Source organism: Kitasatospora sp. NBC_01287 (assembly GCF_026340565.1).
Taxonomy (GTDB): domain Bacteria; phylum Actinomycetota; class Actinomycetes; order Streptomycetales; family Streptomycetaceae; genus Kitasatospora.
In genome coordinates this window covers 7,848,619-7,861,559 of the sequence record NZ_JAPEPB010000001.1, presented here as the reverse complement: position 1 = coordinate 7,861,559, position 12,941 = coordinate 7,848,619, and the positions used below count along the sequence as shown (strand labels likewise).

The following is a 12,941-nucleotide window of genomic DNA, read 5'->3' as shown; positions in this document are numbered from 1 at the left end:
TTCGGTCTGACGGACAGTCACAGGGCCTCCCCCAGTCGTAGCACCGCGCCCAGTCCGCGACGACGGCCGAGCACCGCCTCCAGCGCGGCCGCCGCCAGCACCAGCGCGGCCAGGGCGGCGCCGAGCAGGGCGGTGGTCGTCCAGTCGATGTGCACGGCGGGCTCGAACGGCCCGCCGGTGAGCGCGCCCAGCCGCATCCCGGGCCCGAGCGCGCCGGGCAGCAGCAGCCCCAGGGCGGTGCCGCCGAGCGCGGCGGCCAGCAGCAGCGGCAGCAGCTGCAGCAGTTGCAGGCCCAGCACGGCCCGGCTGCCCAGCCCGAGGGTGCGCAGGTAGGAGGTGGTGCGGGCCCGCTCGGGCGCGCTGAGCACCAGCTCCAGGGCGAAGGCGCCCAGCGCGAGCAGCAGGCCGAGCGCGGTGGCCACCTGGTAGCCGAGGCGCAGCGAGCGGACCAGCCCGTCACCGCGCAGCACACCCAGCTCCGTGGCCCGGTCGCGGACCTCCACCGGCGCCCCGACCCCGGCGGCCGGCGCCGGGCGCGCGGCGGTGGCGGCGCGCACCGCCGCCAGGTCCAGCGGTGGCCCGCCGGGCGCCGGGTAGAGCAGGTCAGCGCTGGGGTGCCAGCTCTGCGTGGGCAGCAGTTGGACCGCCGGACCGGCGAAGAGCAGCAGCGGGCCGCCCTGCGGCCCGCTGCCCAGCACCGGGCCGAGCGCCGGGTCGCGCAGCGCCCCGCCCGGCAGCGCTCCGAGCAGGTGGACCAGGAAGCGCGCCGTCCCCGGCCCGGAGACCTCGAAGCTGCCGTCCGGGAACCGGGCGGCCAGCGCGGGATCGGCCAACGCGGGCAGCACCGGCTCGTCGCCGTCCGGACCGCCCTTGCCGGTCGGCGTGGTCGCCAGCCCGGCCGCCAGCACCGCGCGGGCCAGCGCGGAGGCCGGATCGGCGGCGCCCAGCGCACTCGCGTCCAGGCCCACCAGTTGGGCGCCCGGCAGCTCGGTGCCGTCGTCCTGCGAGGTCAGCGTGCCGGCCGCGCCGACCACCCGCACCTGGTGTCCCACCGTGCGCAGGCCCGACAGGTCGGCGGGCAGCTGGTCGCGCGGGCCGACCACCGCCACCGGTGCCCCGCCGGTGGCCCAGTCGGCCGCCTGCTCACGGCTGTCCGCGATGGTGCGCGAGACCAGACCGCCGAAGACGCCCTGCCCCATGGCCAGCACCAGCACCAGCAGCGCGAGGGCCGCCGCGCCGCTCTGCGCGCCGGCCCTGGCCAGCGCCACAAGCGGCACCGGGCCTCGGGCCCGCCGCGCCCAGCGGGCCGCCCGGAGCAGCACCGCGGGCAGCAGGCGCAGCAGCACCAGCACCGTGACGAGCGCCAGCAGCCCCGGCACCACGGCGAGTTCCGGATCGATCCCGTCACCCGCGAAGGCGCCGCGGGCGCGCAGCGCGGCCAGCCCGGCGGCGGCCGACAGCAGCACCAGCCCCTCCAGCACCAGCCGGCGCGAGCGCGGCAGCGTGCGGGCGCGCCCGACGGAGGCGAGCAGTACCGCGGCCGGCGCGCACCAGACCAGCAGCCCGGCGACCAGCACCGGCAGCGGCGAGCCCAGCGCCGTGCCCGGCGGGGCGAGCGCGCGGCCCAGCGCCCAGCCGCCCGCCACCCCGAGGGCCACCGGCACCGCCGCCTCCGCCAGCAGGCGGGCGGCGATCCCGGACAGCCGGGCCCCACGCGACAGTTGGAGCGTGAAAGCGCCGGCGCGACGGCGCACCCCCAGCCGGGCGGCGGCCACCGCGGTGGCCACGCCCACGGTCAGCAGCCCCGCCAGCGCGAAGCCCTGCAACTGCTCGGTCCGTTCCCGCTGGGCGGCGAACGCGTCGATCTGGGGGGTGAGTTCGTCGAACATCTGGACGGGCGGCAGCTGGTGCCCCGACAGCACGCAGGTGTCGCCGACGTGGCCGGCGCAGAGCGTGGTCGAGTCGAGGGCGAGCAGTCCGGCCACCTCGGCCCGCAGCGCGGCCAGCGCGGCCACGGTACTGCCGGGCCCGGCGCGGTCGATGGTCACCGGGAAGTCCCAGGCCAGCTGCAGCGGCACGGTGCCGCGGCTCTCCGCCTGCTCGATCCCGCCGGAGCTGGTCAGCAGTTGCCCGTCCAGCTCCTGGCCCCACCACGCCGACACCGTGATCGGCGCGGCGAGCAGCGGGAACTGCTGCCGGAGCCGGTCGGCGCCGTGGTCGGTGCGGAACACCCCGACCAGGACGACCGGGGTCTCCCAGTCCTGGCCGGTCAGGGTGAACCGCTGCCCCACCGTCAGGCCGAGCCGGTCCCTGGTCGCCTCGGAGGCAGCGACCTCGATCGGGTCCGGCTGAGCGGGGTCCGGCTGAGCGGGGTCCGGGGCCGAATCGTCCGGCGGCTGCCGCGGGGCCCGACCCTGGACGTACTCGACCGGCCCGCCGGCGCCGCCGGGCTGGGCGTAGTCCAGGGACAGCCGGGGCGGGTTGCCGTAGGGCATCGGCAGCCCGGGGCCGGCCGCGTTGGCGCCGGGGGTCTGCGCGCGGGCGCTCGGGGTCCCGAGCAGCGGGGTCAGCCGCGGGCCCGCGTTGGCGCGGATCGCGTGGCCGACGGTGTCCAGGTCCCCGTCCAGCGAACCACGCGGCACCCCGGCCGCGATGTCGGGGGCCGCCGAGCCGGGCTCCGTGGTGGCGCCGGCGGCCAGCAGCGGACCGGCCTGCTCCGCCCGGGTGACGCGGTCCGCCAGCGAACCGGCGGCCAGCTGGTCGAAGCGCGGCGGCCAGCTGAGCGGGATCGCGGTGAGCAGCACGCCGAGCAGCGTGAGCACCAGGGCGACCGGCCAGGAGATCCGCGCCTCGCGTCGGATCAGGCGCAGTGTCAGCATCGTGCGGTCCCCCGGTCGTGGCACGGTCGGCTCGGGCTGGACACGTCGTGGCACGGTCGGTTCCGAGTGGTCAACATGCTTGCGGCATCGGCGTGATGACGGTTCGTCACTGCTGTCCGTCCTCCCCGGCCCGCAGTGCGCGGACGAGATCCACCCGGGCCAGCAGCCGGGTGAGCAGCAGCACGGCGAGGGCCAGCAGCAGGCCGCTGACCAGCACGGTGAGTGCGGCGCCGGGTCGGCCCGGCGCGGTGAGCAGGGCGGGGAAGAGCGGCCCCGCCCCGGCGTCCAGCACGATGAGCGGCAGCAGCACGGCCGCCAGGACCAGGCCCAGCACGCCACCGAGCAGCACCGGCAGGGCCGTGACCGCCAGTTGCTCGGCCCGCAGCAGCGCGGTCAGCTCGCCGCGCCGCACCCCCAGCGCCCGCAGCACCGCGAACTCGCGCTGCCGGGCCCGCGTCGTGCCCACCGTGTGCAGGGTCAGCGCGGTCACCGCGAAGAGCGGCGCGGCCAGCAGCATCAGCAGCCAGGCGCCGCGCAGCCCGGCCTGGAACGGGTCGCTCGCCAGGGCGGCGGCGACCTGCGGCACGCTCTGCGCGCTGCCGAGTTCGGCGTCGGCGTCGACGGCCGCCGCGGTGGCCCGTGGGTCGGTGCTGGTCAGCCACCAGTGCGCGTCGGTGGGCGGGCTCTCCCCGGTCGTCGCGCCGGCGGCGGCCAGCGCGCGCAGATCAAGCAGCAGGTGCCCCTGGTCGTGGTCGTAGCCGGGCAGCGCGTCGATCTCACCGGTGATCCTGACCAGCTGTGGGTTCTGCTGGCCGCGGTCCCAGACGAGCCGCACGGTGTCGCCGACCTTCGCGTTCAGCCCGGTGAGCATCGCCCGGTCCGCGAGGGCGGGTAGCACGGGCGGTGGCGGCGCGGTGGCACCGTTGTCGGGCAGGGCCGCGAAGACCACGTCGGGGGCGCCGGTGGTCGTGTCCGCCGGGTCGGTGGACGGCAGTTGGGAGCGGACCACGGCGTGCAGCAACCGCGCCGCGTCGCCGGACACCTCGCAGGCGCCCGCCGCCTGACTCGACGCGTCGCCGCCCCAGCGGGGTTGGTCGGGGACCTGGACGCTGCCGGGGCAGCCGAGCGCGGTCGGGTCGGCGAAGGCCGCCGCGGACCGGTACCAGCGCTGGCCGGCTGCCAGGGCCACGGCGGCCCGCTGGTCGCCGGTGACCGCGCTGATCCCGGAGAGGTCCAGGTCGAGGGTGGTCCGAACGGCCGTGGCGTCGGGAAAGCGGACGGCCAACCGGCTGATCCGCAGCGGGTCGTGGCGGTGCCCGGCGGCGGCCAGCGGCACCGTCAGGACGTGCGAGCCGCCGTCGGTGGGCAGCGCCACCGTCAGCTGGTCGGTCAGGCCGTCCGCGTCCTGCACCGAGAGCACCAGCCGCACACCCGGGGCCGGCACCGGCTGGTCGGCCGTGGCCCGCACGGTCAGCTCCAGCGCGGTCGGCGCGCCCGGCACCGCCAGGCCCTGGACCGGCAGCGCGGTCAGCGGCGCGAGCAGTGCGCTCAGCGGCCGGTCGGCCAGGTCCGCGCGCAGCGCGGGCAGCGCGGGCAGCCCCGCGGCGGACGCGCCGGGTGCGGCAGGCGCGGCGGACGCGGCGGAGCCGGTGTCGATGGCGACCGTCTGCACCACCGTGCTGCCCACGTACCCCGAGCGCTCGGCCACCGGGGTCAGCGCCGTGACGCCCGGCAGCGCGGCCAGCGCGGCGTGCCGCTGCCCCGGCGCGCCGGCCACCCCGGTCAGCCGCAGGTCGGCGCCGACCGTGAAGGCCGCCCGGTCCCGGTCGCCGGCCGGCAGCGCGCCCAGCACCCCGGCCGCCAGCGCGGCGCAGGCCACCGCCAGCAGGGTCACCAGCACCGGCACCGCCTGCCGGGCGCCGTCGCGGCTCACCCGCCAGCCACCCAGCGGCAGCACCAGGGCGCGGGAGCGGCTCGCCGCCCGCTCCAGCAGCCGCCCGGCCGGCGGCAGCAGCCGCAGCAGCAGCACCGCGCCGGCCACCGCCAGCGCCACCGGCGCGAGCACCAGCACCGGGTCCACCGCGGCGTCGAACCCGCTGCCCACGCCGATGGCCACCACACCGCCGTAGTGGCGCAGTTGGAGATAGCCGAGGACCGCGAGCAGGAGCAGCGCCAGGTCCGCGCCGGCTCGCTGCGGGCCCGCGCGGCGCGGTGCCCGGCGGCGCGGCGCGCGTTCGGCCCCCGGGTCCAGGACCAGCCGGATCACCGGCAGCAGCAGCGCCACCCCGTGCACGGCGAGCGCGAAGCCCGCCGTCCACCAGATCACCGGCGCCCCGGCCGCCGCCGCCCCGGGCAGCCCGGCGACGCGCAGCACGGCGGTCAGCAGCGGCCCGGCCAGCAACAGGCCGCCGACCGCCGCCGGCACCGCGACCAGTGCCCACTCACCGGCCGTCACCGCGAGCAGTCGCACCGCGCCCGCCCCCCGGGCGTGCCGCAGGGCCTGCTCGGCGCCGACCGCGTCGGCCAGCCGACGTGCCGTCAGCACCAGGACCACGGCGGCCAGCACCGCCAGCAGCGCGAGCGGCACGTCGATCTCGGCGCGGGCGGCCAGCGCCGGCACCACCAGGCCGTCGACGGCCCCGGGCAGCGCGCTGCGCACCACGGTCCCGGCCAGCGCCGGGGTGCCGCCGCGGTAGACCGAGCGGGCGGTGTCGCTGCCCACCAGGACGGCCACCCGGTCGCGCAGCGCGGCCAGTTGGGACAGGCTCAGCCGATCCGTGTCGGGCAGCGCCAGCCAGAGGGCCAGGGTGCGACCGGCGAAGGCGGGCAGCGCGGTCAGCTGCCGGCCGTCGACCAGCAGCGGTTCCGGAGCCGTGCTCTCCCCGGCGTCCAGGCCGGCCCAGAGCGCCGCGGCGGCCGGTTCGGGCCGGTACAGCCCGGTCACGGTCAGCGCGAACGGACCACCGGAGACCGGGTCACGCACCTGGATCGCGCTGCCGACGCCCACCCCGAGCCGGTCGGCGGTGGGCGCCGGCAGCGCGATCCGCAACCCGCCGCCGGCCGCCGGCGCCTGGCCGGGCGCGGCGGGCGCGGCGGGCGCGGCGGGGGCCGCAGGCGCGTCCGGCCAGGCGCCGGCCAGCAGGCGGGCGAAGCGTCCCGGGTCCGGCAGCGCCACCGGCAGGCCGGAGAGGGTGGTCTCGGTGGGCCGCGAACGTCCGGCGGGCGGCAGCGGCAGGTCCAGCAGGCCGGTGGCGCGCAGCGCGGTCTCGGTGCGGAACGGGGTGCCGCCCAGCGCCCGGACCAGCGCCGTGTGGACCGCGCGGTCGGCCGCCGGCAGTCCCTGCGCGCTCCACCGCGCGTCCACCTCCACCGAGCGGCCCGGGTCGGCGGCGAGCCGCTGCCGCACCCCCTCGGTGGCCGCCGCGCGGGCCAGCCCGGCCACCGAGGCCAGCACCGCCGTCGCCACCAGGATGCTCACGGCCACGGCCGCCAGCACCAGACCGTGCCGCCGGAACCGGCGGCCGACCCCCCGCAGAACCATCCACCGCTCCCCTCGGCGCCCCGCGCGGCGCAGGGCCGTGACACCGGAGACCACTCGTGCCGCAGAGCTGAGGTTCTACCACAGCAGGCACCATGTGGTCTGTACCACTCGTCTTACGACTGGACAACGCGCCAGGTGCCGCGAGGAGTTCACTCCGGCCCGCGCGCAAGGAACGACAGAGGTGCCCACCTGTCGCCACGGCCAGGGAAAACGGATTTCCCCTGGCGTCCCGCGTGCCGTAGAGTCTGGTTCACCGACGCGGGGTGGAGCAGCTCGGTAGCTCGCTGGGCTCATAACCCAGAGGTCGCAGGTTCAAATCCTGTCCCCGCTACTACGGCGAGAAGAGTCCCGGCGCAGATCCTGCGCCGGGACTTTCGCGTTGCCGCTCCAGGGTTCGCAGGACTGCCCTCTCTCCGCAGCCCCGACCAGTGACCCGCCGCGAGACCGCTGAACGATCACCCCGGATTCATGCCGATCGCTCCGGGCGGAGGCGGCCGCCGTCCATTGTTCGGTACATCCGATACTGCTAGGTCATTTTGACGATCAATCAGCTAAAATTAGCCAGAGCCTCCAGGACCGGCGGCAGCAGGCCCTCGGCGTGAACGGGCTCCATCACGACGGATGGTGGCGAATGGCTCCACTATGGCCCTTTCGTTCCAAAAATGGACAGGCGCGCGGCCGCGCGGCCGCGGACGGACCGTCACGCGCTGGAAGTACCGGTGCGCCCTCGGTGCGGATCGACCCCTCCGACCCGCTGGGCTCAGCCGAGAACGCCCGTAGCTCGTACGAGCGGACCGGCGCTCCAGAGCTCCTGGAACTCGGGCTCTCGCTGATCGAGATCGCCTACCAGGCGGCCCCCGCGGCCAGTTGGCAGCGGGCCGACGCGTTGCGGTTGCGCGGGGTACTGCTGCGGCTGCGCTACGAGCGGACCCGGGACCGTGCGGACCTGGACGCGGCGGTCAAGGCCGGGCGCCAGGCCCTCGCAGCGCCCGGCCCGCAAGGTGCGGTCCGCGCCAACGTCCTGTCCAGCCTGGGCTCCTCCCTCCAGGAGGTGTTCATGCTCACCAACGACGAGGCTGCCATCGAGGAGGCCGCGACGCTGACGCGGGAGGCATGGAACGAGGTCGCGGGCGACCCCGGCTTCCGCCACCGCGCGGCCCTGCAGGGCACTCTGAGCAACGCGCTGCTGCTCTGGGGCAAGGCGAGCGGGCGGGACGAGCTCATCGCGGAGGCCGTCGCCGCCGGCCGCGAGGCGGTGCGAGCGACCCCCGAGGGCGACCCGGCCGGCCCCCGCCTGCTGGTGAACCTCGGCACCGCTCTGATGTTCCACGCGCGTAGCAGCGGCGGCACCGCAGCGGTGGACGAAGCCGTGACGTCCTACCGGGCGGCCCTGGCGGCCTTTCCCGCCAAGCACCCGAACCTGCCCGCCGTCCGGGCCCTGCTCGATCAGGCCATGACGGTGCGGAAGGCCCTGCGGTAGTCCACGCCCCGCACACCCTGACCGCCAGGGCGTGCGGGGCGCTCCGGGTCCTCGCCCATGGCTGAGGGCCCGCCCGGCGCCGTCGACCGGTTCGCGCGAGATCCTCGTCGACCGGGCCGGGGCCGCGGGTGCCACCATGGAGGGGGGACCGCGAGGGCGGCAGGAGGACCCGTTGACCTCGGACGGACGAGCGAGGACCGCCACGACGGCCACGGCCGCCACGACCGCGACCAGCGCGCCCGCGGCGGCGATCACGACCGCCACGACGGCCGCCGCCACCCGCGCACCGGCCGCGCCCGGCCTTCGGGTGGCCGTGGTCGGCTCGGGGCCGGCCGGCCTCTACACGGCCGAGGCGGTGCTGAAGCAGGCAGCGGCGGGCGGCATCGAGGACGTCGAGGTGGACGTGCTGGAGCGGCTGCCGACGCCGTACGGCCTCGTCCGCTACGGCGTCGCCCCCGACCACCCCTCGATCCGCTCCATCGCCGACTACCTGCGCCGGGTGCTCGAACACCCGCGGGTGCGGTTCCTGGGCGGCCTCGGCTTCGGTACCGAGGTGAGCCGCGAGCTGCTGCTGCGCTGCTACGACGCGGTGGTCTACGCGACCGGCGCGGCCCGCGACCGGCGGCTCCAGGTGCCCGGCGAGGACCTGCCGGGCAGCGCCGCGGCGGCCGACTTCGTGCGCTGGTACTGCGGGCACCCCGACGCGGACCCGGCGGGCTTCGCGCTGGACGCCGAGTCGGTGGCGGTGATCGGCGCCGGCAACGTCGCGCTCGACGTGGCCCGGGTGCTGGCCCGGCCCGCCGCCGACTTCGACGCCACCGACGTGCCGCAGGCGGTGCTCGCCGCGCTCGCGGCCAGCCGGGTCCGGGAGATCCACGTCATCGGCCGCCGCGGGCCCGCGCAGGCCAGGTTCACCACCCGGGAGCTGCGCGCGGTCGGCGAGCTGCCGGACAGCGATGTCACCGTGGATCCGGGCGAGACCGTGCCGGACGGCGTCGACGCCTTCGACGGGACCGGGGCCGGTGGCGAGCCAGCCCGGCCCGACCGGCGGGTGCGGGACAACCTGGCGGTGCTGGCCGGCTGGGCGCACCGGGCCCCGGCAGGCGGCCACCGCCGGGTCTCGGTCCGGTTCTGGCTGCGCCCGGTGGAGCTCACCGGGCCCGACCGGGTGCGGGCGCTGCGGGTGGAGCGGTGCAGGCCGACCGCGTCCGGCCGACTGGTCGGCACCGGCGAGTACCGGACCCTGCCCGTGCAACTGGTCCTGCGCTCGGTCGGCTACCGCGCCACGGCGCTGCCCGGCGTGCCGTTCGACGAGCGCCGGGCCGTCGTGCCCAACGCCGAGGGACGGGTGCTGGACGCGGACGGCACCCCGTGCCCCGGCGAGTACGTGGCCGGCTGGCTGAAGCGCGGGCCCACCGGGGTGATCGGCACCAACCGGTCGGACGCGGCGCAGACGGTGCGCGCGCTGCTCGCCGACCACGCGGCCGGGATCGGCGCCCGGGCCCGGCCGCCCGGGGGTGCCGCACCCCGGCTGACCGACCTGCTGGCGGCGCGCGGGGTGCGCCCGGTGAGCTACGCCGACTGGCTCGGCATCGAGGCGCGCGAGCGGGGCCTCGCGGCCGAACTGGGCCGGGGCGCCCGGGTGAAGCTGCCCGGGTGGGACGAGCTGAACGACGCCTGCGGGCACCGCCCCGCTCAGCCGGTCGCCGGCGCGGCGGGCGCGGGCGGCGATACGGGCGGGGCAGACGGGGCAGGCGGGGCAGACGGGGCAGACGGGGCAGACGGGGCAGGCGGGGCAGCGGACTCCGACGGCGGAGCCGGCTCCGGCGTCAACCGGAGCGCCACCACGTAGGAGACCACCACCGCGACGATCACCAGCGGCATGACGGTGAGCCCTTCCGTGCCCAGCAGCAGGGTGGCCAGCAGCACCGCGGTCATCGGGAGCCTGAGCATCGCCACGCACATCGCCCCGATGCCCATCGCGAAGCCGGCCGTGAGCGAGAGCCCGGGCAGGTGCGAGAGCAGCATCCCGCCGGCCGCGCCGATGAACATCGACGGGAAGACCGGGCCGCCCCGGAAGGCGCTCAGCGAGACGCCGTACGCCAGCGACTTGCAGGCGATCAGCAGCAGCAGCACCCCCACCGAGTAGGAGGCCTGGTTGATCAGCAGCGGGTCCATCGCGCTCTGGCCCGAGTAGAGGACCTCGGAGGCGTTCCGGCCCGTCCCCTGCGCGTAGGCGATCGCCGACCCGGCCACCACCAGGCCGGCCAGCAGCGTTGCCACCACCGTGCGTCGCTCGACCCGGGCCTGCAGGGCGAGGCCGAGCCGCCGGATCGCGGAGCCGAGCAGTCCCGCCGCCAGGCCGATGGCCAGCGCCCAGCCGAACTCGGCGATGTCGGGCGTACTGGCGTGCGGCACCTGGTGCAGGACCAGCGAGTAGGTGCCGAGGCCGGTCCAGTCGCCAAGGCCGACGAAGATCAACGAGCCGACCCCGGCCGCGAGCAGGCCCGGCAGCAGCATCGTGCTCAGCATGGTGCCACCGAGCCCCGAGGCCTCCATCAGCAGGAACGCCCCGAGCAGCGGCGAGCCGAGCAGCGCGCTGACCGCCGCGAAGCTGCCCGCGGCGCCCACCACCGCGGCGGCCCGCGGGGGGATCGGCCGCTTGGTCAGCCGCACCGCGCCGACCGCCAGACCGCCACCGAGCGCGATGAGCGGCCCCTCGGGCCCCAGCACCGCGCCGAGGCCGAGCGTGACCAGCGCGGCGAGCAGGATGCCGGGCAGCTCGATCGAACCGGACACGCCCTTGGTCGACAGGCCCTCGGCCGGCCGGTGCCCGCCGGTGCCGGGCAGGTAGCGGATGATCGCCCCGACCAGCAGACCCGCCACGCCGAGCAGCGGCAGCGGCCACCAGGGCGGCGTCCCGTGGAAGCCCAGGCCCTTGGGCAGGTCGGTGTAGGTCCAGGACTGGAGTTCACCGACCAGGGCGAGGAAGCCGTAGGCGACGGCGGAGACCGGCACCCCGATCACCGCCGCCATCAACAGCAGCACCAGGTAGCGGCGGGTGCGCACCAGCGCCAGCGGGTCCGGCGGCGCCGCCCCGGGCGACCCGGGCGGCCCAGGGGCCCCGGGCGTCTCGGCGGGACTCTCGGCCGACATGCGGATCGCCTCCTCGGCACGGGTGGTCGGCCGCGACACGGCACGCCCGCAGCATCCCTGACGTGATATCACGGACCGTCACCCACACCCCGGCACCTCGGGACGGCGGCCCGACCGGGCGGCCAGCGTCATCCCAATGGCCCCCGAGCGGCCTCCGACGGCCGGACCCGCCATCGCCCTAGGCTGACCCCGACCGGGCGCCCGGCCCGGCAGGCGGCGCCCCGCGCGGTGCCCGACCGGAGGGAGCGCGCACCGATGCCGCCCACACCGCCCACGCCGGCCACGCCGCGGCAACCGTCCGCGCCGGACCGCCCGCCGGCCAAGGGCATGGTGTGGGTGCCGGGCGGCAGCTTCCGGATGGGCTCGGCGCGGTTCTACCCCGAGGAGCGGCCGGTCCGGCCGGTGGCCGTGGACGGCTTCTGGATGGACGCGGCACCCGTCACCGTCGCCCAGTTCCGCCGGTTCGTGAAGGCGACCGGATACGTCACCCTCGCCGAGCGGCCGCTGGACCCGGCGGCGTACCCGCGAGCGGACCCGGCGCTGCTCGTCCCCGGCGCGCTGGTCTTCCGCCCCACCCCGGGACCGGTGCCGCTGGACGACTTCCGGCGCTGGTGGGCCTACACCCCGGGCGCGCAGTGGCGACGCCCTGAGGGGCCGCCCAGCACGCTGAACGGCCGCGAGCTGCACCCGGTCACCCAGGTCTCCTTCGCGGACGCCCAGGCCTACGCCGCGTGGCTCGGCAAGCGGCTGCCCACCGAGGCGGAGTGGGAGCGGGCCGCGCGGGGCGGCCTCGACGGGGCGGTCTTCTGCTGGGGCGAGGAGTTCACCCGCAAGGGCCGCTACCTGGCCAACACCTGGCACGGGCGGTTCCCCTGGGAGAACCTCGCGCTGGACGGCTTCCACGGCACCTCTCCGGTCGGCTCGTTCCCACCCAACGGATACGGCCTGGCGGACATGGCCGGCAACGTCTGGGAGTGGACGGCCGACTACTACGACGACCACCACCCCGACCCGGCGCCGCGGCCCTGCTGCACGCCGCACAATCCGCGCACCGCCGGGCCGGTGGAGCGGCACAGCCAGAACGGCTTCCACCGCCGGGTGGTGAAGGGCGGCTCGTTCCTCTGCGCCCCCGACTACTGCCTGCGCTACCGCCCGGCCGCCCGGCAGGGACAGACCGAGGACACCGCCACCTGCCACCTGGGGTTCCGCTGCGTCGCCGACGCGACCGGGCCCCGCCCGCCGGGCCCGTCCGGGCCGGGCCGCTCCGAACCGGCCTGACGGCGGCTCAGAGCAGCGCGCCGCGCAGCACCACCAGGCCCACCGTGATCAGGAAGGCCGGGAAGACCCGCTCGCCCAGCGCCCGCAGCCGACCCAGAGAGGCCGTGCGGCGGGCCAGCCAGAGCGCCAGGCCGCAGAGCACGGGCACCAGGGCGGCGAAGACCGCCACCGGCACCAGCGCGCCGGGGAACCCGGCCCGGGCGAGCAGCGGGGTGTAGACGGCGACGTTGTCGGCGCCGCAGGTCAGGGCGAGCAGCGCCACCGCCCCGGTACCGGCGCGGCCCGTGGCCGGTGCGACGGGCTGCGGGCCGCGGCGCAGCAGCGCGCGGACGCCCAGGGTGAGCGGCACCAGGCCGACCAGCGCCGCGCCGCGCGCCGGGAGCAGCAGCAGGCCGGCCGCGCCCAGCGCGCTGAGCGCCAGCAGCACGAGCAGCGCCAGGTACTGCCCGCGCAGCGCGGGCCCGGACCTCGACGCCCGGTCCCGCGCCCCGCCCGGGCCCGGTGGGTGCCGGCCGGCGAGTTGGAGCGTCAGCAGCACCAGGTTGTCGACATTGGTGGCGCCGAACGCGGCCGCCGCCGTGGCCGCCCACGCGAGTGAGCCGGTCAT

6 protein-coding genes, 1 tRNA gene and 1 pseudogene are annotated in these 12,941 nt (G+C 77.3%); 4 read left to right on the top strand and 4 right to left on the bottom strand.

Annotated features, from left to right (window positions below; genetic code table 11):
• Nucleotides 1-17: 17 nt before the first annotated feature.
• Both OG455_RS33650 and OG455_RS33645 read right to left on the bottom strand, forming a co-directional pair.
• A complete protein-coding gene (locus OG455_RS33650) occupies nucleotides 18-2,879 on the bottom strand; it encodes a hypothetical protein (protein ID WP_266300069.1) in 2,862 nt (953 codons plus the stop codon).
• A gap of 106 nt (nucleotides 2,880-2,985) precedes the next feature.
• Nucleotides 2,986-6,420 (bottom strand): FtsX-like permease family protein, encoded by a 3,435-nt coding sequence (locus OG455_RS33645; protein ID WP_266300068.1) that lies wholly within the window; start codon nucleotides 6,418-6,420, stop codon nucleotides 2,986-2,988.
• A gap of 257 nt (nucleotides 6,421-6,677) precedes the next feature.
• Here OG455_RS33645 and OG455_RS33640 point away from each other — a divergent pair.
• From OG455_RS33640 to OG455_RS42155, 3 genes and pseudogenes are all read left to right on the top strand, one after another.
• A tRNA-Met gene (locus OG455_RS33640) sits at nucleotides 6,678-6,751 on the top strand.
• Between the two features lie 399 nt (nucleotides 6,752-7,150).
• On the top strand, nucleotides 7,151-7,900 hold the full coding sequence (locus OG455_RS33635) for a hypothetical protein (protein ID WP_266300067.1): 750 nt from the start codon (nucleotides 7,151-7,153) through the stop codon (nucleotides 7,898-7,900).
• A gap of 136 nt (nucleotides 7,901-8,036) precedes the next feature.
• Nucleotides 8,037-8,693: pseudogene (locus OG455_RS42155) on the top strand (FAD-dependent oxidoreductase); the annotation flags it as partial.
• 902 nt (nucleotides 8,694-9,595) lie between these two features.
• Here OG455_RS42155 and OG455_RS33625 read toward each other — a convergent pair.
• Nucleotides 9,596-11,056, bottom strand: a complete 1,461-nt coding sequence (locus OG455_RS33625) for a chloride channel protein (RefSeq protein WP_266300066.1) — start codon at nucleotides 11,054-11,056, stop codon at nucleotides 9,596-9,598.
• Between the two features lie 255 nt (nucleotides 11,057-11,311).
• Between OG455_RS33625 and OG455_RS33620 the strand changes: the two genes are divergently transcribed.
• Nucleotides 11,312-12,334: a formylglycine-generating enzyme family protein gene (locus OG455_RS33620; RefSeq protein ID WP_266300065.1), complete on the top strand. Its 1,023-nt coding sequence runs from the start codon at nucleotides 11,312-11,314 to the stop codon at nucleotides 12,332-12,334.
• A 7-nt stretch (nucleotides 12,335-12,341) separates the two neighbouring features.
• Here the strand turns inward: OG455_RS33620 and OG455_RS33615 are convergent, their stop codons facing one another.
• Nucleotides 12,342-12,941 carry a cadmium resistance transporter gene (locus OG455_RS33615; RefSeq protein ID WP_266300064.1) on the bottom strand — a complete coding sequence of 200 codons (600 nt, stop codon included), beginning with the start codon at nucleotides 12,939-12,941 and terminating at the stop codon, nucleotides 12,342-12,344.